The organism is Ruegeria sp. YTSC325, from assembly GCF_059609525.1.
The window spans coordinates 47,373-72,907 of record NZ_JBXWLY010000009.1 but is presented as its reverse complement, the minus strand read 5'-3'; the positions used below and the strand labels follow the sequence as shown (position 1 = coordinate 72,907).

General features: G+C 58.8%; 21 protein-coding genes and 1 pseudogene. 8 read left to right on the top strand and 14 right to left on the bottom strand.

Going from position 1 to position 25,535, the window contains the following annotated elements:
- Nucleotides 1-7 precede the first annotated feature (7 nt).
- The 6 genes from AC2FF7_RS14055 to hslO form a co-directional block, all read right to left on the bottom strand.
- Nucleotides 8-1,231 (bottom strand): class I SAM-dependent RNA methyltransferase, encoded by a 1,224-nt coding sequence (locus AC2FF7_RS14055; RefSeq protein WP_496847686.1) that lies wholly within the window; start codon nt 1,229-1,231, stop codon nt 8-10.
- A 48-nt stretch (nt 1,232-1,279) separates the two neighbouring features.
- Nucleotides 1,280-3,112, bottom strand: coding sequence for an ABC transporter ATP-binding protein (locus AC2FF7_RS14050; RefSeq protein ID WP_496847687.1), 1,833 nt, complete (start codon nt 3,110-3,112; stop codon nt 1,280-1,282).
- Nucleotides 3,109-4,947 carry an ABC transporter ATP-binding protein gene (locus AC2FF7_RS14045; RefSeq protein ID WP_480868937.1) on the bottom strand — a complete coding sequence of 613 codons (1,839 nt, stop codon included), beginning with the start codon at nt 4,945-4,947 and terminating at the stop codon, nt 3,109-3,111. Before AC2FF7_RS14045 ends, AC2FF7_RS14050 begins: the two co-directional genes overlap by 4 nt.
- Nucleotides 4,948-5,138: 191 nt before the next feature.
- Complete coding sequence (locus AC2FF7_RS14040) at nt 5,139-6,293, bottom strand: CCA tRNA nucleotidyltransferase (protein ID WP_480868935.1); 1,155 nt, start codon at nt 6,291-6,293, stop codon at nt 5,139-5,141.
- Nucleotides 6,290-6,889 carry a CoA pyrophosphatase gene (locus AC2FF7_RS14035; RefSeq protein ID WP_480868933.1) on the bottom strand — a complete coding sequence of 200 codons (600 nt, stop codon included), beginning with the start codon at nt 6,887-6,889 and terminating at the stop codon, nt 6,290-6,292. Before AC2FF7_RS14035 ends, AC2FF7_RS14040 begins: the two co-directional genes overlap by 4 nt.
- Nucleotides 6,879-7,856 carry an Hsp33 family molecular chaperone HslO gene (hslO, locus tag AC2FF7_RS14030; RefSeq protein WP_170355637.1) on the bottom strand — a complete coding sequence of 326 codons (978 nt, stop codon included), beginning with the start codon at nt 7,854-7,856 and terminating at the stop codon, nt 6,879-6,881. The genes AC2FF7_RS14035 and hslO overlap by 11 nt, the downstream gene beginning before the upstream one ends.
- A 76-nt stretch (nt 7,857-7,932) precedes the next feature.
- On the opposite strand from hslO, the gene AC2FF7_RS14025 reads away from it, so the two are divergent.
- Nucleotides 7,933-8,376: an NUDIX hydrolase gene (locus AC2FF7_RS14025; RefSeq protein ID WP_170755495.1), complete on the top strand. Its 444-nt coding sequence runs from the start codon at nt 7,933-7,935 to the stop codon at nt 8,374-8,376.
- Here AC2FF7_RS14025 and AC2FF7_RS14020 read toward each other — a convergent pair.
- Nucleotides 8,373-9,644: a PP2C family protein-serine/threonine phosphatase gene (locus AC2FF7_RS14020; protein WP_496905804.1), complete on the bottom strand. Its 1,272-nt coding sequence runs from the start codon at nt 9,642-9,644 to the stop codon at nt 8,373-8,375. The two genes, AC2FF7_RS14025 and AC2FF7_RS14020, sit on opposite strands and share 4 nt — an antisense overlap.
- A 154-nt stretch (nt 9,645-9,798) precedes the next feature.
- Between AC2FF7_RS14020 and AC2FF7_RS14015 the strand changes: the two genes are divergently transcribed.
- Complete coding sequence (locus AC2FF7_RS14015) at nt 9,799-10,125, top strand: Hpt domain-containing protein (RefSeq protein ID WP_170355634.1); 327 nt, start codon at nt 9,799-9,801, stop codon at nt 10,123-10,125.
- A 2-nt stretch (nt 10,126-10,127) separates the two neighbouring features.
- Here AC2FF7_RS14015 and AC2FF7_RS14010 read toward each other — a convergent pair whose 3' ends face one another.
- The 3 genes from AC2FF7_RS14010 to AC2FF7_RS14000 form a co-directional block, all read right to left on the bottom strand.
- Nucleotides 10,128-11,006, bottom strand: a complete 879-nt coding sequence (locus AC2FF7_RS14010; RefSeq protein WP_480868929.1) for a hypothetical protein — start codon at nt 11,004-11,006, stop codon at nt 10,128-10,130.
- Nucleotides 11,007-11,087: 81 nt separating this feature from the next.
- A complete protein-coding gene (gene ilvA, locus AC2FF7_RS14005; protein ID WP_480868927.1) occupies nt 11,088-12,314 on the bottom strand; it encodes a threonine ammonia-lyase IlvA in 1,227 nt (408 codons plus the stop codon).
- 58 nt (nt 12,315-12,372) lie between these two features.
- Nucleotides 12,373-13,047: a hypothetical protein gene (locus tag AC2FF7_RS14000; RefSeq protein WP_496905803.1), complete on the bottom strand. Its 675-nt coding sequence runs from the start codon at nt 13,045-13,047 to the stop codon at nt 12,373-12,375.
- Nucleotides 13,048-13,275: 228 nt separating this feature from the next.
- Here AC2FF7_RS14000 and AC2FF7_RS13995 point away from each other — a divergent pair, with 228 nt between their 5' ends.
- From AC2FF7_RS13995 to msrA, 5 genes and pseudogenes are all read left to right on the top strand, one after another.
- A complete protein-coding gene (locus AC2FF7_RS13995; protein WP_480868924.1) occupies nt 13,276-14,499 on the top strand; it encodes an argininosuccinate synthase in 1,224 nt (407 codons plus the stop codon).
- A 141-nt stretch (nt 14,500-14,640) separates the two neighbouring features.
- Nucleotides 14,641-15,708, top strand: a complete 1,068-nt coding sequence (locus AC2FF7_RS13990) for a YjgN family protein (protein ID WP_480868923.1) — start codon at nt 14,641-14,643, stop codon at nt 15,706-15,708.
- A 3-nt stretch (nt 15,709-15,711) separates the two neighbouring features.
- Complete coding sequence (locus tag AC2FF7_RS13985) at nt 15,712-16,755, top strand: M48 family metallopeptidase (protein ID WP_480868922.1); 1,044 nt, start codon at nt 15,712-15,714, stop codon at nt 16,753-16,755.
- Nucleotides 16,756-16,869: 114 nt separating this feature from the next.
- Nucleotides 16,870-17,151, top strand: coding sequence for an SCP2 sterol-binding domain-containing protein (locus AC2FF7_RS13980; RefSeq protein ID WP_170355627.1), 282 nt, complete (start codon nt 16,870-16,872; stop codon nt 17,149-17,151).
- A gap of 88 nt (nt 17,152-17,239) precedes the next feature.
- A pseudogene (gene msrA / locus AC2FF7_RS13975) lies at nt 17,240-17,911 on the top strand (peptide-methionine (S)-S-oxide reductase MsrA).
- Here the strand turns inward: msrA and AC2FF7_RS13970 are convergent.
- Together AC2FF7_RS13970 and AC2FF7_RS13965 are read right to left on the bottom strand one after the other, a co-directional pair.
- Nucleotides 17,908-18,777 (bottom strand): ribokinase, encoded by an 870-nt coding sequence (locus AC2FF7_RS13970; protein ID WP_496905802.1) that lies wholly within the window; start codon nt 18,775-18,777, stop codon nt 17,908-17,910. The pseudogene msrA and the gene AC2FF7_RS13970 overlap by 4 nt on opposite strands.
- Nucleotides 18,774-21,038 (bottom strand): NADP-dependent malic enzyme, encoded by a 2,265-nt coding sequence (locus AC2FF7_RS13965; RefSeq protein ID WP_480868918.1) that lies wholly within the window; start codon nt 21,036-21,038, stop codon nt 18,774-18,776. Before AC2FF7_RS13965 ends, AC2FF7_RS13970 begins: the two co-directional genes overlap by 4 nt.
- 161 nt (nt 21,039-21,199) lie before the next feature.
- On the opposite strand from AC2FF7_RS13965, the gene mutS reads away from it, so the two are divergent.
- Entirely contained in the window at nt 21,200-23,815 is a 2,616-nt protein-coding gene (mutS, locus tag AC2FF7_RS13960; protein WP_496905842.1) for a DNA mismatch repair protein MutS, read from the top strand.
- Between the two features lie 28 nt (nt 23,816-23,843).
- Here mutS and AC2FF7_RS13955 read toward each other — a convergent pair whose 3' ends face one another.
- Nucleotides 23,844-24,407, bottom strand: coding sequence for a nucleotide exchange factor GrpE (locus AC2FF7_RS13955; RefSeq protein ID WP_170355624.1), 564 nt, complete (start codon nt 24,405-24,407; stop codon nt 23,844-23,846).
- A 10-nt stretch (nt 24,408-24,417) separates the two neighbouring features.
- A complete protein-coding gene (gene hrcA, locus AC2FF7_RS13950) occupies nt 24,418-25,482 on the bottom strand; it encodes a heat-inducible transcriptional repressor HrcA (protein WP_170755507.1) in 1,065 nt (354 codons plus the stop codon).
- Nucleotides 25,483-25,535 lie beyond the last annotated feature (53 nt).

The following is a 25,535-nucleotide window of genomic DNA, read 5'->3' as shown; positions in this document are numbered from 1 at the left end:
TGTGCGGTTAGGGGTTCAGGGTGAACCGGGCGGCAAGTTCGGTGTGGGACGACCATCGAAATTGGTCAACCACCTGTACCCATTCAAGGGTGTATCCCGCGTTAACCAGCGTCTTTGCGTCGCGGGCAAAAGTCACCGGGTTGCACGAAACATAGGCAATCACCGGACGTTTGGCCTGCGCCAGCTCAGCAGTTTGCGCCTCGGCCCCGGCGCGGGGCGGGTCGATGACCACGGCGTCATAGGATTTCAGCTCATCGGGCATCAAAGGGCGGCGGAATAGGTCGCGCGCCTCGGTCGTGACTTTCTTGAGGCCCTGCGCCCGCCGCCAGCCCTGATCCAGTGCCTCGGTCATGGCGGATTCGCCTTCGACGGCATGCACTTCGGCGGCTTCCGCCAGCGGCAGAGAGAAGGTTCCGCTGCCCGCAAACAGGTCAACGATCCGCTTTGCCCCTTGCGTGGCCTGCGAAACCGCCTGTAACAGAGCCTGTTCTCCGTATTTCGTGGCCTGCAGAAACGCGCCGGGGGGCGGGACGACCGCCGCTTTGCCGAACCGTTGAACGGGGGGTTGGCGCATGGCGATGACTTCACCATCCCAACTAAGACGGGCGAGGCCATGTTTCTCGGTTGCTTGCGCCAGGGCCAGCTCCAGCGGGCCGTCCAGCGGTTTACCACCTTTCACGGCCACATCCAGCCCGCCCTCGGACAGGGTCAGGGTAACGGCCAAAACTCCCTTTCGGCTGCCACCCAACAGGGCCAACGCCTCGGCCACGGGGATCGCAGCGATCAGGTCCGGATCCAGCAGGTGACAATCAGGTATCTCGGTGATGGTATCAGACGCGCGTCCATGGAATCCCGCAAGCGTGCCCTTTTTCGTCCGCCGCACGGCGACGGTGGCCCGCCTGCGCGAACGTTCCGGCGAGGTGTGAATGGGCCGCGTCGGCGCATCGAGCCCCTGCGCGGCCAGCGCGTTGCGCACCACATCCACTTTCCACCCAGCGACAAAATCGTCTGACGCGTGCTGCAGCTGACACCCGCCGCACGCCTTGTAGTGGCGGCACGGCGCCTTGACACGCTGGTCCGAGGGGGTTTCGACCCGGATATCTTGCAAAAACTGACCGTCCACCGTGCCGCTAACCACCTCACCCGGAAGGGTACGCGGGGCATAGACAGGGCCTTCGGCGATGCCATCGCCCTGATGACCAAGGCGGATTATGGTGAATTGCTGCGTCATGGGGGCCTGATACCGGGGGTTTGCGCGCAACAAAAGCCCTTTGGGCCCTTATTCTGCCGCCTCTGCCTGAATGAACCCACCGGACTGGCGATGCCAGAACCGGGCATACAGGCCGCCTTGCTCTAACAGGGCCTCATGGGTGCCGGTTTCCACGATCCGGCCCTGATCCAGAACCACGATCCGGTCCATCTCGCTGAGCGTTGACAGGCGGTGCGCGATTGCCAGCACGGTCTTGCCCTGCATCACCCGGTGCAACGCGGTTTGAATCGACGCCTCAACCTCGGAATCCAATGCCGACGTCGCCTCATCCAACACCAGAATCGGCGCGTCCTTCAGAATGGCGCGGGCCAGAGCGATCCTCTGCCGTTGCCCGCCCGACAATTTCACCCCCCGCTCACCCAGATGCGCGTCATATCCTGTGCGGCCATGGGCGTCCTGTAGCGACAGGATGAACTCATGCGCTTCGGCTTTTTGAGCGGCTGCGATCATATCCTCCTCGGACGCGTCCGGGCGGCCGTACAGAATATTCTCGCGCGCGGATCGGTTGAACATCGCAGTTTCCTGCGTGACCATGCCGATTTGACTGCGCAGGCTGTCCTGAGTGACCTGGCTGATATCCTGCCCATCAATCGAAATCGCGCCTTTTTCCCCATCATAGAGCCTGAGTAGCAGCGAAACCAAGGTTGATTTACCCGCGCCGGATGCGCCGACAATGCCCAGTTTCTCGCCCGCGTGAACGGTCATATTCACATCGGACACACCGCCCACATCGCGGCCATAGGCAAAGCTGACATGGTCAAAGGCGATCCAGCCCTCGGGCACGCGAAGGACGGTCGCGTCTGGCGCATCCTCGACCCGGTCGCGCTTGGCCAGAGTGTTCATGCCGTTCTCGACCTCACCCACATTGGCATAAAGGCCCATCAGCGTGAAACTGACCCAGCCGGTCATCTGCGAAATGCGGATCGAGACCGCACCCGCCGCCACAATATCCCCTGCTGTCGCGATCCCATTGCGCCACAGCATCAGCGTGACGCCCAAGAGCAGAACCGGCAGAACCCCGGCCAGTACCATAAGGATCAGCCGGAAACTGGCCGACAGCTTGCCGAAGGCCAGCATCTTTTCCCGCAGATCGACCATCGCGTTTCGTGCGGCCTGATCCTCGAAAGCGGAATGGGCGAAGAGCTTCACAGTTTTGATATTGGTTATCGTGTCGACCACCTGCCCCGACACCATCGCCCGCGCCCCGGCCCGTGCCGCCGACCGCACGCGGATGCGCGGCAGATACCAGCGGATCAGCAGGAAATAGACCACCAGCCAAGCGGCAAAAGGAAGGATCACCAGCGGATGAATAGACCCTAGCAAAAGCAAAGAGCCCACAAGCGAGGCCAGTGCAAACACAATCGCACTAATCGTTTCCGACACGACAGAGGCCAACGCGTTCGAGGTCTGCATCTGCTTCTGCGCGATCCGGCCTGCGAAATCGTCGTCGAAATAGGTCACAGACTGACCCAGAGTCCAGCGGTTCAGCTTGGCCAGAACCAGCGGCGGAATGTTGGGCATGACGATGTAGTTGTTCGAAAAGGCCGACAGCCCGAAAAACACCGGACGCAGCAGCATGAAAAACGCCGCCACCCCTAAGATCGTCCACAGCGCGGGGCCGCTCAGAATGCCCTCGGGCCCGGTTTCCGCAGTCAGGTCGATCACAAGACCCAGCATCCACGCCGTGCCCGCTTCCATCGCGCCGGCGGTGGCTGAGAAGGCCGCGGCTACAAAGATCATCGGCCAGGCGCCCGACAGGCACCAGCGAATGAACGCCCCCAGCGTTTGCGGCGGGGGCGTTTCGGTGTTTTTGAACGGGTTGATCAGGTCGGCAAGCTTCATTCCGCAGCCTCGGGGTTCAGAAAGCCACCAGATTGCCGCGCCCAGAACTGCGCGTACAGCCCGCCATTGGCCAGCAGTTCAGCATGACCACCCTGTTCGACGATCCTGCCGCCATCCATGACCAGAATGCGGTCCATCTGAGCAATGGTGCTCAGACGGTGGGCGATGGCGATCACGGTTTTTCCTTGCATCATGCCGTAAAGCGTTTCCTGGATTGAGGCTTCGACCTCGGAATCTAGGGCAGAGGTCGCCTCATCCAACAGCAAAATCGGCGCGTTTTTCAGAATGACCCGAGCCAGCGTCACCCGCTGCCGCTGCCCACCCGACAGTTTTACACCGCGTTCACCCACATGCGCGTCATAGCCGGTGCGCCCCTGAGGGTCTTGCAGATCCAGGATGAACTCATGCGCTTCGGCCTGTTTGGCGGCGGCGATCATCTGTTCTTCGGTCGCGTCGGGACGGCCATAAAGGATATTGTCCCGGACCGAGCGATGCAGTAACGCGCTGTCCTGTTGCACCATGCCGATATGGCTGCGCAAACTGTCCTGAGTGACCTGCGCGATGTTTTGAGCGTCGATCAGGATCGCCCCTTGTTCGACGTCGTAAAACCGCAAAAGTAGTTTTACTAGGGTCGATTTTCCAGCGCCGGATCGCCCGATGAGGCCGATCTTTTCGCCCGGCTGGATCGTCAGGTTGATGTGGTCCAGCCCCCCGGTTTTGCGCCCGTAGTGGTGCGACAGATCGCGAATGTCGATCTGGCCGTTGCCCAGCTGCAAGGGTTCGGCACCCGGCGCATCCAGCAGATCGATGGGTTGAGCAATGGTCTCCATCCCCTCGGCCACAACGCCAAGCTGGCGAAAGAAACTGGTCAGCGCCCACATGATCCAGCCGGTCATCGCATTCAACCGCAGGGTCAAAGCGGTGGCCGCCGCTACCACCCCAACCGAGGCACTGCCCTGCATCCACAGCGCAATCGCCCAACCGACAACGCCCACGATCAGCAGCCCGTTCAACGTGACCAAAACCGCATCCATGATGGTGAAAATCCGCATCTCGATCTGGAAGGTACGGCGGGTTTCCTCGATGGCTTCGCGGGCATAGTCGAGTTCCTGCGCGTCATGGGCAAACATCTTGACCGAATGGATATTGGTATAGCTGTCCACAACTCGCCCTGTGACAGCCGAGCGCGCATCAGAGGCCGCCTGCGACGCAGGGCCAACACGCGCCACTGTCCAGCGTACCAGCAAACCGTACAATGCAAACCAAATCAGCAACGGCAAAAGCAAACGCGGATCAGCTGCCATCAACAGGATCGCAGCACCCACCAGATAGGCCAGCGAGAACGAGATTGCGTCAAAGACCTGAAACACCGCCTCACCCGCCGCAGGGGGGGTCTGCATTATGCGGTTGGCGATCCGGCCCGCGAAATCATTCTCGAACCAGCCCACGGACTGACGCAGCACATGCTTATGCGCGCGCCAACGAAAAATAGTGCCTATATTGGGCAAAATCGCATTGTTTAGCAAAAGTACGTCCACCACGTGCAGCAGCGGACGCAGCAGCAACACGAAGACGGCCATCAGGATCAACTCGGTGCCGTGGGCCTGCCAAACCTCGGCCGGAGACCCGGACAGCAGGTCAACAACGCGGCCCATATAGTAGATCAGCCCGACTTCGACACCGGCTACTATAATAGAGATCAGCGCAGCCCAAAAGAACAGCCGATAAAACGGTCGCGTGTATTCCAACATGAACGGCCACAGCCGCGTGGGTGGTGTGTTGGTTTCCTGATAGGCGACAAAAGGGTCAACAAGGTTTTCGAAATAGCGAAACATGGAGGATGCTCCAGATTGAGCAGATAACAGGTCATGCGAGGACAGATGGCGCCAGAACACCACCCCTACGGGTCAAAGTGTTCCGGCTTTAGCCGAACCAGATCCCGTAATACATTCGCATCCCTCCAATCATGTGACAGCCGCACGTAAGCACAAAGCTTTCGGCTTGTCATCCCTTTTTGAGACCTCGCCTACCCGCCCAGCAGATCACTTCGGGTCAGGGCAAAGCCGGATGCGATCCAGCGGGCCTCAAGCTCGGCCAGCTTCTTACCCAGCGCGGGACCGGTAAATTCAGGGATCAGATCAGTAGCCTGAACGGGGAAATCGGCGGCCGCCCCGGCGCGCAGATCTTGGCGCATCGCCTCGGACCAAGGCTGTTCCAGCAAGGCGCAACGCAGCAGGGTTTCGTGCATCCCGCCCTCTTCGCCATAGCGAAAGCCCAGCTCGGCAATGCTGGTGGTGGCCATCGCCTCATCACGCATCCGGGTCAGGCGTTGCAGCTGCGCCTTGCTTAGGCGCAGGGTTTTGGCGATCTCGGGCGTTGCTATGGAAGCCAGGCGGCGGATCGGGTCAGGCGTGGCCCCGGCCTGTTCTTCCAACGCAACCAACGGGGCAAGCGCGCGATCCTCGGCCCCCGGCAGCACCTGCGCCAACACTCCTGCCTGCCGCATCGCTGCGACCGAGGGCGCAGGATCAGTCGCGCCAAGCAGCTTCAACATCTCGGCCCCGACCCGTTCGCGGGACAGACCGGTCAATCCGTCCAGATTGGCAGCAATCGCGGCCAGTGCATCCGCGTCGAAACCCGCATCCATATCGCCGTACCACGCATGAAACCGGAAAAAGCGCAGCGAGCGCAGGTAGTCCTCGCGAATGCGGTTTTCGGCGGTGCCGATGAAGCGCACCCGCCGCGCCTGCAGGTCCGGCAAACCGTTAAGCGGGTCCAATACAGAGCCATCGGGTCGGGCGTATAGCGCGTTCATGGTGAAGTCACGCCGCGCGGCGTCTTCTTCGATTGTGTCGGCAAAGGCCACAACGGCGCGGCGGCCGTCCGTCTCTACATCACGGCGAAAGGTGGTGATCTCATGTGGGACGCCGTGGCTGACCACGGTGACAGTGCCATGTTCGATCCCGGTGGGAATGGCCTTGAGGCCCGCGGCCTGCGTCAGTTCCATCACCCGTTCGGGGCGCGCATCCGTTGCGATGTCGATATCCGAAACCGGAGCCTTCAACAGCGCATTGCGCACGCAACCACCTACAAAAAGCGCCTGTGCCCCGGCATCCGTCAGGGCTGCGCACAATTTTTGGGTTGCTGGGTCCGCGACCCAACCGTCCGAGATTTGTATCATTCGTTCATCCGCGCGGCCAATCCCCGCAACATCCGGGCCGTCGCGCCCCAGATATAATAAGGACCGAACGGCACTGCATAATAATACCGTTTGTGGCCACCCCAGCGGCGCGATTCAACAACATAATTCGCCGGATCAAGCACATGTGTCAGAGGAACCGAGAATACCTCGTCAACCTCGCCCGGCTCGGGGGTGATCGGGAACGGGTCTCGCAGGATTGCCACAACCGGCGTCACAGCGAACGCGGTGACGGTTTCGTGCGGCGGCAGATGGCCCAAAACCTGCGGCACGTCGCTGGGCAGGCCGATTTCCTCCTGCGCCTCGCGCAAGGCGGCGGCGGTCACATCCGCGTCGCCTTCGTCTTGTTTGCCGCCGGGAAAGGCGATCTGGCCCGGATGATGTTTCAGCGCCGAGGACCGTTTCGTCAGGATCAGGCAAGGCTCATCGCTTGCGATTGAGATCGGCACTAGCACACCGGCAGGACGCAGTTTGCGCCCCTCGGGCAGCACCGTGTCGGGGTTTAGGTCGAAATCGCTGGACCCCGGGCCGGGGCGGCGCAGCGCCGCCCGCAGCTGTTCGGTGGGATCAGGCCTCATCCGCATCAAAACCGACAGAGGCCGGATCCAGCACGTAATGCGCACCGCAGAACTGGCAATCTGCGGTCACGTCGCCCTCGGGCGTCGTCATCTTTTCAATGTCGCGCGCCGAGTAGATCGACAGGCTTTGACGCACACGATCCTCGGAACAGGTGCAACCGAATTGCACCGGCTGCGCGTCATAGACACGCGGCTGTTCCTCGTGAAACAGGCGGATCAGCAGGTCGGTGGGCGCGATCGAGGGGCCGATCAGCTCAAGATCCTCGACCGTATCCAGCAGGATGTTCACGCGGCCCCAGTTTTCACCTTCATCCCCGTCGACCAGATCATTGGCCGTCAGAATCTCACCGCTGCCTTCACCCGATGCGGCAAAGGGCGAGGCTTTGGGCATATGCTGCAACATGATCCCGCCCGCGCGCCAGTGTTCACCGACGCCCGGCTCAGTCGATTTGCCAAAGCTGAGCGAGAACCTCGTCGGCAACTGTTCAGATTGTGCGAAATACGCCTCGGCACAAGCACTAAGCGAACCACCCGCCAGCGGGGTGATGCCCTGATACGGCTGCGTGCCCTCACCCTGGTCGATGAGGATGGCAAAATACCCCTCACCCACTTGATCAAAGGGGGCGGCGTCGGTCAGCTTATCTCGGTCGAAACTGGCATAGGCACGGATGCGGGCCGGCTCGCCCTCTTGCGTGGGGGCATAGTAGTCGGTGGCGATCATGCGCACCGCGCCCTTGGACTGCACCTGAAGCGACAGTTTCCAGCGCAGAGCAACGGTCTGGCCGATCAGCGCGGTCAGCAGGGCCATCTCGGCCACCAGAGCCTCGACCTTTTCGGGGTAATCATGCTGTTTCAGGATGCCGTCCAGCACCCCGTCCAGCCGCGCGACGCGGCCGCGCATATCCGACAGATCAAGTTGAAAGGGCAGGACGGTGTCGTCCCACGCGATTTTGGTTCCAAGAGACATGGGGTTTCCTTACACGCCACAGATTGGCATACCGCCAGCATATAGGTCGAAGTTTTCGGGTTGTAAGGGGCCATACATGATCAGACGGTTCGGTGAAACCCCGCAATCGGGGCAGAAATACATCAGACGTGTCGGAGTTTATGCTCTGTTACCGCGCGGCGGCAGCCTGTTGCTGACCTGCCAGTTGCAGCCCGGCCCCGATCTGCAACTGCCCGGAGGCGGTATTGATCCGGGCGAATCACCGATCACCGCCCTGCATCGCGAAGTGTACGAAGAAACCGGTTGGCTGATCGCCGCGCCGCGTCGCATGGGCGCGTTTCGGCGCTTTACCTTCATGCCCGAATACGACCTGTGGGCCGAGAAAATCTGCCTGATCTACCGCGCCCGACCTGTGCGCCGCATCGGCCCCCCGACCGAGCCGTTTCACGAGGCGCTATGGATGGACTGCGCGGACGCTGCGCAGATGTTGGGCAATGCGGGCGACCGCCACTTCGCCAAGCTACATTTACAGGGCCTTTAGGTTCCGCTGTATTCAAAAAAAACTGCGGACACATCGTCGTCCATTCCGGTGTTGGGCACCATCTTCTGTGTCAGCCGCCAGAACATATCATCCAGAAACTCTGTCCTACATCGCTCGGGCACGCAGTTTAGCGCCAGGTCTCGTAACCCCTCTTCTTCAAGCAAGCCACCATCAGCAATACTGCATTCGGTGAAGCCATCAGAATACAGCAGCAGTTTGTCGCCCGGCTGCATATAGGTCTCAGTACGCTGGAATTTGACATCCGGCAGCAGGCCGATTGGCAAACCGCCTTCGCCCAGAAATTCGGTGGTTCCGTCGGCCCGCAGCATTAGCGGATGAGGATGACCGGCCTGAACCATCTTAAGATGCCCGTTGCGCAAATCGACAATCGCGTAAACCATCGTGAAATATTCTTCGACACCCGCATCCGCCATTAGTCGAGAATTCAACATCTCTGCCACCTGTTCCGGCGGCAGCAACGCATAGAATTTGTCAAATCGCTTTTCCATCGCCACGTTCTGATCAAAGTGGTTGCTGGACAGATACCCCCCCAACCGCGCCGTCATGATGGCCGAGGTTATACCGTGGCCCGAGACATCAATGCTGTAAAATCCCAGCCGGTTCACGCCGGGCGAAAACATACCGACCAGGTCGCCGCCGATATGCCCGCAAGGTTTCAATAACAAACTGACCCGCGACTTGCCGAATTCCCTAATCAGTTCCGGCACCAGAGATTCCTGAATCTTGCGCGCCTGCATCAGATCCTTGTCGATGGCGTCATGCGCCACGCGCAACTCTTCCAGCGCGGTTTCGATCATACGGTTTTTCTCGGACAATTCACGCTGCATATCCAGAATGCGGGCGCCCGCCGAAATGCGCGCGCGCAGTTCATCCGCCTCAAGCGGTTTGATCAGGAAGTCGTCGGCCCCCGCATCCAGACCGCGCGCCACTTCCTGCTTTTCGCTTTTTGATGTCAGCAGAATGAAATAGCTATACTGGTCGCAGTCCAACGCGCGGAAGGCCCGACAAAATTCCAACCCACTCATCCCCGGCATGACCCAGTCGCTGAGCACCAGATCAGGCGGTGTGTTTGCGCAGATCTCGATGGCCGCTTCACCATTGTCGGCCTCGAAAACTTCGAACCCCCATTTCTTCAGAGACGCCACAAGAATGCGTCGTTGCAGGCGGCTGTCATCAACGACAAGCACCTTTTGGATCGCTCCAAAATCCAGCTCTGACCTGATGTCTTTGCGACTGACCTCTGCCACGTGAGTCCTCTGCGATGGGGCGCCTACCTAATTCTGCTCAACCTATAGCGCAGCGGTTTAACAACCGGTGAAAGGCAATACTGAACCCGCTTAACCCAACCTTTACCTTGGGCGGGCTAAGCAATCAGACAACAGTTATTGCGGAGCTTGCGGCATGATCGACTGGGCCAGAGTCAAACAGCTTAGGGATGAGGTCGGCGCAAGCGAGTTTGACGAAGTGGTGAATATTTTTCTTGATGAAGTACAAGAGGTAATTGGCCGCCTTCGCACCGACACCCATCGGGTAAGTTTTGACCAAAACCTGCATTTTCTGAAAGGCAGCGCACTCAGCCTGGGATTCCAATCATTGGCAAAGCTGTGCCAAGACGGTGAAAGGCATTCCGCACAGGGGAACAGCAAGTCTGTAGACCTCGATAGTATCGTTCAGGTGTTTGAGGCATCAGCTGCGGAATTCAAGTCCGATCTGGGGAAGATCTCGTAGCCTTACAGTTTGATCGGAAAGTCCTCGGGAAAACGGAATTTCCGCAAAGTTACCTCAAGCGCCCGGTCGTGGGTGAAATATCCGTCGGCCATTGTCTTTAGCGTTCGGGTTGCCTCCAGTCGGCTCAGTTCGACACATTCTTCCATCGGCAATTCCTGTGTGCGTGCAAGCTCTTTTACCAGACGACGGAAACGGCGTGAGCGCCGACGCCAGCCCACGATACCGACCGATTGCCCTGGTGTGCTGGCGATCTTGACGCCATCCGCCATGGATTGGTCCACAAGCGGCGATCTTTCCTCTTGGCGTCGATGCAACTCTTGTAGATTTCCATAGTGAAAGTGCAGGTTGAGCAGACCCGGCAGCAGACGGAACGTGTCGTTTGTCACACCATGCCCGCCCGTTCCAAAAGCGGCCCGGCGCTGGACGATACACGGTTTCGAATATGGAACCTCGAAAAGGCTGAACTTTTCGCCCTTGAACAACAAATCTTCATCATCGTCCTGCAAAGTGACCAAATTGAATCCGACAGCGCCAGCGGTGTTTTCACCAAATGCGAATTCATAGTCTAGCAAGCCCGATCCATCGGCGGTTAGCAGCACTTCATCACAATCCGAAACAATCACTCGGCTGTAGAACTGAGTCAGCATAGCTGAAAAATCCGACAGCATTCGCCAGCGGGCATATTCAAACGTTTGGTGCAAACCATCGCGCAAAATCGCAATCACATTGCAGCCCTCGCCGATCCGATCGATTTCAGGATCAGCTCCGTGCGACAGAATATAGACGTTCTCGGGCCCAAGCTGGGCCGAGTAGTAGGCGACCCATTTCTCAAGATACCAATAGTCGCGCCATACCATGGTCACTGCTGCAAGCGGCTTCATCTGTGCACTTTCCAGTCTTGTTCGCTCGCTCGTGCCTAGGCGAATTTCCAAGTGCAAACAAGTCGATCGACAAATGCGCCGTCAGATCACGAACTGTGCAAGCGTTTCGTCTTCGGTGATGTCGGTATAGGTGAATCCGGCTTCGTCCAGATGCGCAAACAAGCGGGCGAAATTCTCGGGCTTGCGGGTTTCGATCCCGATCAGGACCGAACCGAAATTGCGCGCCGATTTTTTCATGTATTCAAACCGGGCGATGTCATCCTCGGGGCCGAGGATACTCAGAAATTCTTTCAAAGCTCCGGGGCGTTGCGGCAAGCGCAGGATGAAATACTTTTTCACACCCGAATAGCGCTGCGCCCGTTCCTTAACCTCGGGCAGGCGTTCGAAATCGAAATTCCCACCGGATGTCACACAGACCACAGTCTTGCCGCGGATAAAACTTTGGATATCGCCCAGCGCCTCGATCGCCAGCGCACCGGCGGGTTCCAGCACGATGCCCTCGACATTCAACATCTCGATCATGGTGGTGCAGATGCGGTCCTCGGACAGGACATGCACGTCGGACAGGTGACGATCCTTGAGCAGCGCAAAGGGTTTCGCGCCGATCTTGCCCACCGCCGCCCCATCGACGAAATTGTCCACATGGTCCAGTGCCACCGGATGCCCCGCCGCCATCGCCGCGTGCAGGCAGGCCCCGCCTTTAGGTTCAACAAACAGGCAATGAGTGCGATCCCCGAACCACGTTGCCACGCCCGAGGACATACCGCCCCCGCCAACCGGCAGGATCACGTGATCAGGCAGATGGCCCAACTGCTCCTCGATCTCAACGGCCAGTGAGGCCTGCCCCTCAATCACGTCCTCATCGTCGAACGGCGACAGGAAATGCCCACCCTGATCGGCGCACCAGGCCTGCGCAGCGGCCAGAGTGTCGTCGAAATAGTCGCCGGTCAGGTGGATTTCGACATTGTCGCCACCGAAGATGCGGGTTTTCTGGATTTTTTGCTGCGGCGTCGTCACTGGCATGAAGATCACCCCGCGCACGTCCAGATGTTTACACATGAACGCCACGCCCTGTGCGTGATTGCCCGCGCTGGCGCAGACGAACAGGTCTTGTCCCTGCTGTTTGCGCATGGCATTGAACGCGCCGCGAATTTTATATGAGCGTACCGGGCTGAGGTCTTCGCGTTTCAGCCAGATATCCGCGCCATATCGGTCAGACAGATGGGCATTGCGCTGTAGCGGCGTTGCCGGAAAAACAGAGCGCATCGCCTGTTCGGCGGCGCGGGCGCGGGTCATGAAATCACTCATGACCCGTTCAGTGGCCGATCCTGACTAAAAGAGCAAGGAATACATATGTGTACGGGCGTCAATCGAGTTCGCGTTTTTCGATGAAGACACCATACATGGTTGTAAGAATACTGACGTTAATCAGCGGCAATACCAGCATTGAGAATAGCAGCGTTAGCAGAATCCCCAAGATCGGAATAATGGCCAGCAGCGAAAAGACCATCTGTACCAAAAATTGGAACAGGGCGTTCACGACCAACAGCACAATAATCGCTCCGCCTGCACTTGAGGTACTGCCCCATGCGTTCGAAAGGCTTAACGGCTCACCAAGCGCTGCGGCTGGCAGGATAACAGACAGGCGGTAGAAAGCGACTATCAGAAAGATGGCATATACGACCATTACAGCGGCTGAAAACGCGCCACCGCCGGTTGCCAACAGAAGGACACTCATCGGCAGAAACGCGACCCCCATCAGAAGTCCAAGCAAAAGAATGCGCCCAAGGTAGGCGAGGATTCTATCGAACCGGAATGCCGGGAATATCCCGCTGGGATATTCGGTCAGCAGGATAAAACGGTGCCAGGACACGGCGATCCAGAACATCGTCAGCACAAAGATGATTGCAACACAGACCACCAAAATCGCAAACGAACCATTGGCTGCGGTCGAAGGAAACGCCCCGGTACTGGCGTCCAACTGGTCCCACGGGATGTCGATTAGAAAAAACAGGGCAATCGTCAGCGCCGTTGCAATCAATGACGGACCCCGCGTTATCTGAAGCGCTTGCTTAAAATTTCCAAAAACCATCCGCACCGAGTGCACAAAAATCTTCCAACCCAACATCCGAAAACTGCCCTTTCAACCATTTCGTGTTTTATATGCGAATGTTTCACCCGAAATCAGGCAGCCCGTCAACGCAGATAACTTGCCCCCGCTTTCAAAACCCGCTAGGGGCCAGTCGTTCTACGCATAAAGGGAAGTCAGATGTCCGCGCCCAAGAAAGTTGTTCTGGCCTATTCCGGTGGCCTTGATACCTCGATCATTCTGAAATGGTTGCAGACCGAGTATGGCTGTGAGGTCGTGACCTTCACCGCCGATCTGGGTCAGGGTGAGGAACTGGAACCCGCCCGCCAAAAGGCCGAGCTGCTGGGGATCAAGCCCGAGAACATCTATATCGAAGACATCCGTGAAGAGTTCGTTCGCGACTTCGTCTTCCCCATGTTCCGCGCCAATGCGCAATACGAAGGGCTGTATCTACTGGGCACGTCGATTGCGCGGCCTCTGATCTCGAAGCGCCTGGTTGAGATTGCGGCAGCGACCGGGGCCGATGCCGTGGCGCATGGCGCGACCGGCAAAGGCAACGATCAGGTGCGGTTCGAACTGGCCGCCTATGCGCTGAACCCCGATATCAAGGTCATTGCGCCCTGGCGCGAATGGGATCTGACCAGCCGTACCCGTCTGATCGAATGGGCCGAAGCGCATCAGATTCCGATCGCCAAGGACAAACGCGGCGAGGCTCCGTTCTCGGTCGATGCGAACCTGCTGCACACCTCGTCCGAGGGCAAGGTTCTGGAAGACCCCGCCGACATGGCGCCGGACTATGTGTACCAGCGCACCGTCCACCCCGAGGATGCGCCTGATCAGCCCGAATTCATCGAAATTGGCTTTGAAAAAGGCGATGCGGTCAGCATCAATGGCGAGGTGATGAGCCCCGCAACCATCCTGACCAAGCTGAACGAATATGGCGGCAAGCACGGCATTGGCCGTCTGGACCTGGTCGAAGGCCGCTTTGTCGGTATGAAATCGCGCGGTATCTATGAAACTCCCGGCGGCACCATCCTGCTGGAGGCGCATCGCGGTATCGAATCCATCACCATGGACCGCGGCGCGATGCACCTGAAGGACCAGCTGATGCCGCAATATGCCGAGCTGATCTATAATGGCTTCTGGTACTCGCCCGAGCGTGAGATGCTGCAAGCGGCCATCGACAAATCGCAAGAACATGTCACTGGCACCGTCCGCGTGAAACTGTACAAGGGTCTGGCCTCGACCGTTGGCCGCTGGTCGGATCACTCGCTGTATTCCGAAGCGCATGTGACGTTTGAGGAAGATGCCGGTGCCTATGATCAGACAGACGCGGCGGGCTTTATCCAGCTGAACGCGCTGCGATTGAAACTGCTGGCCGCACGCGACAAGCGCCTGAAATAGCGGCAACGCTGCACCAAAAGGTTGAATAGGGATTCGCGGTCGCAACTCTGCCGTACAATCGCCTTTTTGAATGTTCAGACAAAGCGGGTCGGTTCCCTTGTGGGATCGGCCCTTTTTTCTATCCATTCTTTTGAGGCTGAAATGCAGGCAAATCACCCACAAGGCACCCCAAACGAATTCGAGTTCCGAGGCTCGGCCAGCGAGTATTTCGGGATCTGGATCGTCAACTTGCTATTGTCGCTTATCACGTTCGGAATTTACAGCGCGTGGGCAAAGGTTCGGACCAAGAAATACTTTTATCAAAACACCTATGTGGCAGGACGCAGCTTTGACTATCACGCAACCGGACTTCAGATTCTGTTCGGACGGATTATCGTCGTTGCGGGTATCGTGATTTACTCCGTTCTCGGCGCAATCCCGATTGTGAACCTTGTGATGATAATAGGGCTGATCTTCGTGATCCCATATCTGCTGGTCCGCTCACTGCGGTTTCAGGCACGTGTCTCTAGCTGGTCGAACGTTCGGTTCGACTTTCAAGGCACATGGGGATCGGCGGCGGCCAATTACTTCCTGTACCCGATCATCGCCGCACTGACGCTTTATACGACATGGCCATTTGTCACGCGATCCGTCCAGAGGTTTCACGTGAACGGTCACAAATTTGGTGCAACTGCAATGACCTTCGACAGCCCGATCGGGCCGTTTTACAAGGCCGCACTGGCGGCGATGGCTTGGGGTTTGGGAACCATCGTCGTTGCGATTGCAGTGGTTGGTGTAAACATGAATTTCGTAGAAGCTCTGGCCTCGATCAACGAAAACCCCGAGGACGTCGCCGCCGCGATCGACGTTTTCCTGATCTTGTTGCTTCTTTTCGCGATCTTTGTTCCGGCATCGATCATCTATCGCGCCATGGTGCGCAATACGGTTTACAACTACGCCATTCTGGGCGACGGTCACAGGTTCCATTCGGATGTGAACGCGCTGCGCTTGCTGTGGATTTCTGTTTCAAATGCGATCGTCATTTCTGTGACCCTTGGTCTGATGTTGCCATGGGCGCATGTTCGCCGGGCGCGGTATCTGGCCGATCACACCACCTTTATCCCCTCGGGTTCGCTGGACGAATTCGTCGGAGGTGTCACGGCCAATGTCAGTGCCATTGGCGATGCCTATGGTGACATCGAAGGCTTTGACATCGGTATCGCGGTCTGACCGTTGCAAGATCTGCCCGATAATATCAGCGCGCCCGTTGAAGGGCGCGCCTATCCACCACTCAGCTCACGCGAAATCCGTGCGCGTCTGGCTGTTGGATCCAATACCGTCTGGTTGATCGACGGAGACGGGCAGATACAAACACGCTGCGCCCCGAATGAGCTGGATATCGAGCCCCGCGTCGGGTCGACCGAACGCAGGGTGAATTTTCCAGATGGCACGCTGTTTCTGACCACCAGGCATGCCGCGCTGGAACACTTGATTTCCGATAGCAGTGGATCCTGGCTGCACCATACCGAACGCTTTCACCCTCGGCTTATTCTGGTCTCGATCGCCTGTCTGTTTGCCGCTTGGGGTATATGGAAATATGGCCTGACCGTGCTGGTCGCACTGGCCGTCTGGATGACGCCACCGCCGCTTGTATCGGCCATCGATGCCAGCACCTTGCAAGCAATAGACAAAGTGCTGGCGAAACCCAGCGCCCTGAGTCCGGATCAACAGGAACAGGTTCAGAACAATTTCGACCGTCTTCTGACCAACATGGGACCCGAGGCGCAAGACTTTGCCTACAATCTGCAATTCAGGCGCCTGCCTGGAATTGGCCCAAACGCGTTTGCCTTGCCCAACGGAACCATCGTCGTCACCGATGAGCTGGTAAAGCTGATCTCGGTGGACGCGATGGCAGGTGTGCTGGGTCATGAAATCGGGCATGTCGCTGAACAGCACGGTTTGACCCAGCTGTATCGGTCGCTTGGGACATTTGTCCTGATCGGAATGATGGCCGGGGATACTGGCCCCATCCTTGAAGAGGTTCTGCTAGAGGGTAATCTGATCCTGTCCCTGTCCTACTCGCGCCAGCATGAATTGTCTGCTGACCGATACGGAGTCGATCTGGCCGCCCGGTCAGGCTTTGACCCAAATGGGTTGTCCGAGTTTTTCGATATTCTCGAGACCGAGTTCGGAGATCACGGTACCGATTGGTTCAGCACCCATCCGGGGTTCCAGGAACGGCAGGAAAACCTCAGAGAGTTGAACCACCGCCACTAGCTGTTGTGCCTAGGGTCAGAGCCTTCTTCACCGTTACGTAAGTTGTCCTTTGGTCAAGCTTGCGGATAAACCCATTGGCTCTTTACGGTCTCGCGAACAGGGAAAGAGGATATCATGTTGCAAGAGATCGCGGACGGAATTCAAAAGAACCTCGCAGGCAAGAGCTTTGAGGGCTCTCTCAAATTCGATTGCGGTTCCGATGGCGTGATTGTTCTGGCCGACAATCAGGCCACGACACAGGATCAGGATACGGACTGCACCATCAAAATCTCGCAAAGCAACCTGACCAAACTGCTCACGGGCAAATTGAACCCGATGACGGGTGTTGCTCTGGGTAAGCTCAAGATTTCGGGAAACATGGGCGTCGCGATGAAGCTGGGGCAATTGTTGGGATAAACTCGTCTCACCAGCGCGTGACAAACGATGTCAGGCGATTGCACGGATCAAAAAGAGAAGGCAAGTTTCTATCAGAAGGAGACCTGCCATGACACGCATCGCTTATCTCGACTACGTCAAACCGACGCTTCTTTTTGCTTTGATTACGATCGCGGCCTTGCTGCGTGCCGCCCCCGCGCCCGCAGCAGGAACCGAGACCCTGACCGTTGCCGGAGGGTGTTTCTGGTGCGTCGAATCCGATTTCGAATCCGTCCCCGGTGTGATCGAAGCGGTTTCGGGCTTTACCGGCGGCAAAGCTGCCAACCCAACATATGATCAGGTGTCCAAGGGCGGCACCGGCCACTACGAGGCCGTCCAGATTACGTTCGACCCGGCTCGCGTTTCCCGTGAAACCCTGCTGAACATGTTCTTCCGATCGGTCGACCCCACGGATGCTGGCGGTCAGTTCTGTGATCGTGGAAACAGCTATCGCACTGCGATTTTCGTCTCCGGCGCCGGCGAAAAGGCCGTGGCTGAGGCTGCAAAGGCCGACGCCCAGCGCGCTTTGGGACAGACTGTTGTAACCCCCATCCTGCAAGAAAGCGCATTCTATCCGGCGGAGGAATACCATCAGGATTACTACAAAGGCGACAAGCTGGTCTTCACCCGCTTCGGACCCAAGCGCCAGAAGAATGCCTAAAAGGCTTATCGCAACGCCTGTGGCCGAGACGCCCGCGTAAAACAGCTTTGGGGTGGCGACGCACCTTTTGCCGGGTCTTAATCGAACCGCGCTTCCCTGACTTCTTTGAGGTCGGGGATCACATCTGCCGTACCGTGCCGCGTGACCATCAGGGCCGCGGCACGATTTGCTTGTGAAATCGCCTGCGCCATCGGCATTCCGCGATCCATCCACGCCAGAACATAGCCGGTAAAGGTGTCGCCTGCTCCGGTCGTATCCACGGCCTGCACCTTATGGGCCGGGAAGTCCAAGGCTTCTCCGCGATGATAATACCGCGCGCCTTCGGCCCCCAGTGTGACAATCACATGCTCAATCTGGAGGTCCGTAACAGGTTGACCGGTGGCCTCGTGCAACTGCTCGGCCTCGACCGCGTTGAGGATCAGGAAATCCAGATATGGCAGCACGGCCTGAACGGACTCTGCCTGAAACGGAGCAGCAGCATAACAGACCGTCAGACCCATTTCACGGCCCATCTTCGCCGCCTCAACCTGCAGATTGGTTTCGTTCTGCATCACCAACAGATCGCCTTGCGACGCGGATGACAGCGCTTGCCCCAGTTGATCCTGTGAAATCGCATGGTTCGAGCCCTGAAACAGGATGATATTGTTCTCACCCTGCGCATCGACAGCAATGATTGCGTGGCCCGTTGGCACATCGACCTGAGCGATATAGCGCGTATCAACACCATACTCGGTCAGTCGATCCCGCGCCCAGCGCCCATCAAAACCAACGGCGCCGATATGCGCAATCCGTGCACCAGCCCGGGCCGAGGCCACAGACGTATTCGCCCCCTTGCCTCCCAGAAACCGGTCCAGACGGCTGGCCGAGAGCGTTTCCCCCGGCCCGGGCAGATGCGGCACGTCATAGATCATATCCGCATTGATCGAACCGAGGTTCCAGATCGTCATGGTTTACCCGAAATATCGCACGAGGCCAGAATGGCCATGTTCAGGATGTCATTCGCGGTCGAGACGGTTGAGCAGATCTGGATCGGCTTGTCGACACCCGACAGGATCGGGCCAATCACGGTCGCGCCGCCCATCTCTTGCATCAGCTTGGTCGAGATCGAAGCCGAGTGCCGCGCAGGCACAATCAGGATATTGGCCGGACCCGTCAGACGCTGGAACGGATAAGCCGCTTGCTGATCCACGTTCAACGCCACATCGACGGTCATCTCGCCCTCATACTCGAAATCCACGCCGCGCTGGTCAAGAACGGCCGGGGCGCGATGCATCTTTTCAGCACGTTCCGACACCGGATACCCGAAGGTCGAGAAGCTGACAAAGGCCACGCGTGGTTCAAGCCCCATATGGCGTGCAACAGCAGCCGAGCGTTCGGCGATATTGGCCAGATCATTCTCATCCGGCCACTCATGCACCAAAGTATCGCCGATCAGCACGATCCGCCCTTTATACAAAAGCGCTGTTACCCCCGCCGCGCCATGCGCGGCGTCAGCATCGAACACATGGTTGATGCGGTCCAGTACATGCGCTGACTTACGCGTGGCGCCAGTCACCAGACCATCAGCATGGCCGTGGGCCAGCATCAGCGAGGAAAACACGTGGCGGTCACGCGCCGCCAGACGGTAGACATCTTTGTTGTCGAAACCTTTACGCTGCAGGCGTTTATACAGAAAATCGGTATAGGTATCGAGGTGCATGGTATTGGCGGCATTCACCACCTCAAGCTCGCGCACAGCATCGCCCAACCCAGCCTCTTCCAGCTTTTGCTTGACGTCATCCTGGCGACCCACAACCAGCGCCTTGCCAAAGCCCGAGCGCTGATAAGTCACCGCAGCGCGCAACACGCGGGGGTCATCGCCCTCGGCAAAAATCATCCGGCTTTGCGCCTGACGCGCCCGTGCGTTCAGACCGCGCAGAATGCTGGCCGTCGGATCCATGCGGGATTTCAGGCTGAGCTCATAGGCGTCCATGTCGATGATCGGACGCCGCGCGGCCCCGGTATCCATGCCGGCCTTGGCAACGGCGGGCGGAATGCGATGGATCAGGCGCGGATCGAACGGCGTAGGGATAATATAGTCACGCCCGAAGGTCAGCGACTTGCCATAAGCCATCGCAACCTCATCCGGCACATCCTCGCGCGCAAGATTGGCCAGCGCGTGGGCACAGGCAATCTTCATCTCATCATTGATGGCGCGGGCGTGGATATCCAGCGCGCCGCGAAACAGGTAGGGAAAGCCCAGAACGTTGTTCACCTGGTTGGGATAATCGCTGCGGCCCGTGGCGACGATGGCATCCACGCGGACCTCATGCGCCTCTTCCGGCGTGATCTCAGGGTCAGGGTTCGCCATGGCAAAAATGACCGGATTATCGGCCATGCTGGCGACCATATCCTGAGTAACCGCCCCTTTGACCGACACGCCCAGGAACACGTCGGCACCGTTCATCGCCTCGTCCAGCGTGCGCAGGTCAGTGGTGATCGCGTGGGCCGATTTCCACTGGTTCATTCCCTCGGTCCGGCCCTGATAGATCACGCCCTTGGTGTCGCAGACGATGCAGTTTTCGTGCCGCGCACCCATGGATTTGAGCAGTTCGATACAAGCGATGCCTGCCGCGCCCGCACCGTTCAGCACGATCTTAACGTCTTCGATCTTCTTGCCTGAAATATGCAGAGCATTCAGCAGGCCCGCCGCGCAGATCACTGCCGTGCCGTGTTGATCGTCGTGGAAGACGGGGATGTCCATCTCTTCCTTCAGGCGCTGTTCGATGATGAAACACTCGGGCGCCTTGATGTCCTCAAGGTTGATGCCGCCGAAAGTAGGCCCCATCAGGCGCACAGCGCGACAGAATTCATCCGGGTCTTCGGTGTCCAGCTCAATATCGATCGAGTTCACATCGGCGAACCGTTTGAACAGGACGGATTTGCCCTCCATCACCGGTTTCGACCCCAGAGCGCCCAGATTGCCAAGACCCAGAACCGCCGTCCCGTTCGAGATCACAGCCACCAGATTGCCCTTGTTTGTATAGTCATAGGCCGTCTCGGGCGCTTCGGCGATGGCTTCACATGGAACAGCGACGCCGGGGCTGTAGGCCAGCGACAGATCGCGCTGCGTGGTCATGGGAACGGTGGCTTGCACCTCCCACTTGCCGGGGGTGGGGTCCAGGTGAAAGGCCAGCGCCTCTTCTTTTGTAATCTTCGTTTTAGGCATCTTATCGGTCGTTTCCATGACTTCGGGGCTTATGCGTCATAACGCAGGCGGGGCTGCGCCTCAACGACAATACGTTTTCACCTTTCGTCACGGTTAGGGGATTTGTAAGGTCGCGCCCGGAAGACGCCAAAAGGGGGCCGCTTTTGTCCACAGTCACGCCGATGATGGCGCAATATCTTGAGATCAAAGAGGCCCATTCAGACGCCCTGCTGTTCTACCGCATGGGCGATTTCTACGAGATGTTCTTTCAGGACGCCGTCAATGCCGCCGAGGCACTGGACATCGCCCTGACCAAACGCGGCAAGCATAATGGTGAGGACATCCCTATGTGCGGCGTGCCGGTTCATGCCGCCGAGGGCTATCTGCTGACGCTGATCCGCAAAGGCTTTCGCGTGGCCGTGTGCGAGCAGATGGAAAGCCCGGCTGAAGCTAAGAAAAGAGGCTCTAAATCGGTGGTTCGGCGCGATGTTGTGCGTCTGGTCACCCCGGGCACACTGACCGAGGACGCCCTGCTGGAAGCCCGCCGTCACAACTTTCTGGCCGCCTATGCAGAGGTTCGGGATGAGGCCGCGTTGGCCTGGGCCGATATCTCGACCGGCGCGTTTCACGTGATGCCTTTGACATCTGTGCGGCTCAGCCCCGAACTGGCGCGGCTGGCCCCGTCCGAGTTAATCGTGGGCGACGGGATGGAACAGGCGCTGAACGAGACGGTGCGAGATCTGGGCATTTCGCTCACGCCCATCGGACGCGCCAGTTTCGACAGCACGGCGGCGGAAAAACGCATCTGCGGGTTGTTTCACGTGGGCGCTTTGGATGCGTTCGGGTCCTTTGGCCGAGCCGAAGTGTCGGCCATGGGCGCGTTGATCGACTATCTGGAGATCACGCAAAAGGGCAAACTGCCCCTGCTGCAAACGCCGCTGAAGGAATCCGAGGACCGCGTGGTCCAGATCGACGCCGCCACGCGCCGCAATCTGGAACTGACCCGGTCTTTGTCAGGCGGCCGCGCCGGATCACTGCTGTCGGTGGTTGACCGCACCGTGACGCCGGGCGGCGCACGTCTGCTGGAACAGCGCATGTCCAGTCCGTCTCGTAATCTGGACATAATCCATGCCCGGCTTGATGCGGTAAGTTTCGCTGCTGAGGATAACCTGATCGCCTCGGACCTGCGCGAGGCACTGCGCAAATCCCCCGATCTGGACCGCGCCCTGTCGCGCCTGTCGCTGGACCGTGGCGGGCCGCGCGATCTGGCTGCCATCCGCAACGTCCTGACCCAGGCCGCCGCGATTGCCGAAATCTGCGAGTCGCAGGATCTGCCCGTTCTGCTCTCGACCGCGTTGCAGAACCTCGTGGGGTTCGACGATCTGCTGAACCTTCTAGACGAGGCTTTGGTCGCAGAGCCGCCCCTTCTGGCCCGCGACGGCGGTTTCATCGCTCCCGGTTTCGACCCCGAACTGGACGAGGCCCGCACTCTGCGCGACGAAGGCCGGTCCGTCATCGCCGGGTTCCAGCAGAAATACGCAGAGCACACCGGCATCACCTCGCTGAAAATCAAGCACAACAACGTGCTGGGCTATTTCATCGAAACCACGGCTACGCACGCCGAGAAAATGCTGAACCCGCCGTTCTCTGAGACCTATATCCACCGTCAGACCACCGCCAATCAGGTGCGGTTCACCACGGTGGAACTGTCCGAGATCGAAACCCGCATCCTGAACGCCGGAAATCTGGCGCTTGAGATCGAAAAACGGCTCTACCAAAGGCTTTCTGGCGATATTCTGGCCATTGCCGCCCGCCTCAACCAAGCGGCCCGCGGGCTGGCCGAGCTGGACCTGACCACCGCGCTGGCCGATCTGGCGCGGGGTGAAAACTGGTGCCGTCCACAGGTCGACAGCTCGCGCGCGTTCAACGTGCAAGGTGGTCGTCATCCGGTCGTCGAACACGCGCTGCGCCAGCAATCAGGTGATGCTTTCATCGCCAATGACTGCGATCTGAGCGCCGATCAGGGGGCCGCGATCTGGCTGCTGACGGGCCCCAACATGGCCGGTAAATCGACCTTCCTGCGCCAGAACGCCCTGATCGCCCTACTGGCGCAAATGGGCAGCTATGTCCCGGCCGAAAAGGCCCATGTCGGCGTGGTCAGCCAGCTATTCAGCCGGGTCGGAGCCTCAGACGATCTGGCCCGTGGGCGTTCAACCTTCATGGTCGAGATGGTCGAAACCGCCGCCATCCTGAACCAGGCCGACGACCGCGCGCTGGTTATTCTGGACGAAATCGGGCGCGGAACGGCCACCTATGACGGCCTCTCCATCGCCTGGGCCACGCTGGAACATCTGCACGCCGCCAACCAATGCCGCGCGCTGTTTGCCACCCATTACCACGAACTGACCGCGCTGGCCGGGAAGCTCGAAGGCGTCGACAATGCCACCGTCGCCGTAAAGGAATGGGAAGGCGAGGTGATCTTCCTGCACGAGGTTCACAAAGGCGCCGCCGACCGATCCTACGGGGTACAGGTCGCGCAGCTGGCCGGGCTGCCCGCATCCGTGGTCGACCGTGCCCGCGTTGTTCTGGACCAGCTGGAAAAAACCGAACGCGAAGGCGGCAAGCAAAAGGCGTTGATCGACGACCTGCCTCTGTTCTCAGCCGCGCCGCCACCTCCGCCGCCCGCGCCCAAAGCATCGCCCGTCACAGATATGCTGGACGACATCCTGCCGGACGAGTTGACCCCGCGCGAGGCGCTGGACCTTATCTACAAACTGAAAGAGGCGGCCAAATCCTGACCGCCCCTTTCCAAGTCTGTGTGATCGCTTAGCTCGCAGGTGTCGACGACACCCCAACCTGCGCCGGGCGCAGCAGGCGGTCATGCAGCATGAACCCTTCGGCTGAGACCTGAATGATGTCGCCCGCGCGCGTTCCCGGCACCGGAGCTTCGAACATCGCCTCATGCACATTCGGATCAAATCGATCACCAACCTCGGGGGTGATCACCTCGATCCCGTGTTTCTGGAACACGTTCGTCAGCGCACGCATGGTCAGCTCAACACCTTCGATCAGACCGGCAGCAACCTCTTTCTGCTCATCGGTCGCGGCCTCAAGCGCGCGTTTCATGTTGTCGTAAACCGGCAGCATGTCACGGGCCAGTTTGGACCCACCATATTGTTCCGCATCGCGACGCGCCTTGTCGCCCCGCTTGCGCGCGTTTTCGGCATCGGCCAGCGCGCGCATGAACCGGTCTTTGTACTCGTCACGCTCGGCGCGCAGTTCGTCCAGCTCCAGCGCTTCGTCGCTGAACTCTGCGATTTCTTCCGCCAGCTCTTCGGCCTCGGCGGCTGCTATATCGTCCAGAAAATCTTCGTTCTTGGGCTCTGCCATCTCTTACCCTCTAGCTCCGGTCGGAAATCAGCTTGCCGACCAGTTGCGCCGTATAATCCACGATCGGCACGATCCGTCCATAGTTCAGACGTGTGGGTCCAATAACCCCGACCGCACCGATTATCTTTCGATCAGCGTTCATATATGGAGACACCACCAAAGAGGAACCCGAAAGTGAGAAAAGTTTGTTCTCAGAGCCGATAAAAATGCGCACACCCTCGCCATCTTCAGTCAATTCAAGAAATTCGGCGATGTCACGCTTACGCTCCAGATCGTCAAACAGGGTGCGAATGCGATCCAATTCCTCTTCCTGCGCCGGATCATGCAGCAGATTCGCCCGCCCGCGCACAATCAAACGGGCTGAGTCGCTGCCATCATTGTCCCAGGCCGCGATTCCACTTTCGACCATGTCGCGCGCCAGCACATCAATTTCCTGTTTGCGCGCGTCGATCTGAGACAGCATCTGCTTGCGTACTTCGCTGATTGTGCGCCCCTCGATCAGCGCATTAAGGAAATTCGCCGCCTCACGCATGGAACTGGGCGTCTGCCCCGGAGGCGGGGTGAACAGGCGGTTTTCCACGTGCCCGTCCGAAAACACCAGCACCACCAAAGCCCGGTCATGGCCCAGCGAGACGAACTCGATATGCTTGATCTCGGCCTCATGCTTGGGCGTCAGCACCAGTGATGCGCCTTGTGTCACGTGTGACAGGGCCGATCCCACCCGGTCCAGCATTCCGCCTACATCACCTGCGTTAGAGCCTAATGTCTCGTCCAGCTTCTGCCGGTCATCAGCGCCCAGATCGCCGACCTCAAGCAGCCCATCGACAAACATCCGCAGCCCCTGCTGCGTTGGAATCCGCCCCGCAGACACATGAGGGCTGTCCAACAGGCCCAGAAACTCCAGATCCTGCATCACATTGCGCACCGTCGCGGCGCTGACCTTTTCCGACAGGGTGCGGGTCAGGGTGCGGCTGCCCACCGGCTCGCCACTTTCCAAATAGCTTTCGACGATCAACCGAAACACCTCGCGCGAGCGGTCGTTCATCTCATTCAGAATTTTACTTGCTTCGCTCATCGGCGGCCCCCTGCTGGATCGTCATTAAATCGCAGGTAAATGAAAGGTCAATC

Excerpts from the sequence above, each read along its gene's own strand:
- AC2FF7_RS14055 (WP_496847686.1), bottom strand. The coding sequence starts at position 1,231 with ATGACGCAGCAATTCACCATAATCCGCCTTGGTCATCAGGGCGATGGC.
- AC2FF7_RS14050 (WP_496847687.1), bottom strand. The coding sequence starts at position 3,112 with ATGAAGCTTGCCGACCTGATCAACCCGTTCAAAAACACCGAAACGCCC.
- AC2FF7_RS14045 (WP_480868937.1), bottom strand. The coding sequence starts at position 4,947 with ATGTTTCGCTATTTCGAAAACCTTGTTGACCCTTTTGTCGCCTATCAG.
- AC2FF7_RS14040 (WP_480868935.1), bottom strand. The coding sequence starts at position 6,293 with ATGATACAAATCTCGGACGGTTGGGTCGCGGACCCAGCAACCCAAAAA.
- AC2FF7_RS14035 (WP_480868933.1), bottom strand. The coding sequence starts at position 6,889 with ATGAGGCCTGATCCCACCGAACAGCTGCGGGCGGCGCTGCGCCGCCCC.
- hslO (WP_170355637.1), bottom strand. The coding sequence starts at position 7,856 with ATGTCTCTTGGAACCAAAATCGCGTGGGACGACACCGTCCTGCCCTTT.
- AC2FF7_RS14025 (WP_170755495.1), top strand. The coding sequence starts at position 7,933 with ATGATCAGACGGTTCGGTGAAACCCCGCAATCGGGGCAGAAATACATC.
- AC2FF7_RS14015 (WP_170355634.1), top strand. The coding sequence starts at position 9,799 with ATGATCGACTGGGCCAGAGTCAAACAGCTTAGGGATGAGGTCGGCGCA.
- AC2FF7_RS14010 (WP_480868929.1), bottom strand. The coding sequence starts at position 11,006 with ATGAAGCCGCTTGCAGCAGTGACCATGGTATGGCGCGACTATTGGTAT.
- ilvA (WP_480868927.1), bottom strand. The coding sequence starts at position 12,314 with ATGAGTGATTTCATGACCCGCGCCCGCGCCGCCGAACAGGCGATGCGC.
- AC2FF7_RS13995 (WP_480868924.1), top strand. The coding sequence starts at position 13,276 with ATGTCCGCGCCCAAGAAAGTTGTTCTGGCCTATTCCGGTGGCCTTGAT.
- AC2FF7_RS13990 (WP_480868923.1), top strand. The coding sequence starts at position 14,641 with ATGCAGGCAAATCACCCACAAGGCACCCCAAACGAATTCGAGTTCCGA.
- AC2FF7_RS13980 (WP_170355627.1), top strand. The coding sequence starts at position 16,870 with ATGTTGCAAGAGATCGCGGACGGAATTCAAAAGAACCTCGCAGGCAAG.
- AC2FF7_RS13970 (WP_496905802.1), bottom strand. The coding sequence starts at position 18,777 with ATGACGATCTGGAACCTCGGTTCGATCAATGCGGATATGATCTATGAC.
- AC2FF7_RS13965 (WP_480868918.1), bottom strand. The coding sequence starts at position 21,038 with ATGCCTAAAACGAAGATTACAAAAGAAGAGGCGCTGGCCTTTCACCTG.
- mutS (WP_496905842.1), top strand. The coding sequence starts at position 21,200 with ATGATGGCGCAATATCTTGAGATCAAAGAGGCCCATTCAGACGCCCTG.
- AC2FF7_RS13955 (WP_170355624.1), bottom strand. The coding sequence starts at position 24,407 with ATGGCAGAGCCCAAGAACGAAGATTTTCTGGACGATATAGCAGCCGCC.
- hrcA (WP_170755507.1), bottom strand. The coding sequence starts at position 25,482 with ATGAGCGAAGCAAGTAAAATTCTGAATGAGATGAACGACCGCTCGCGC.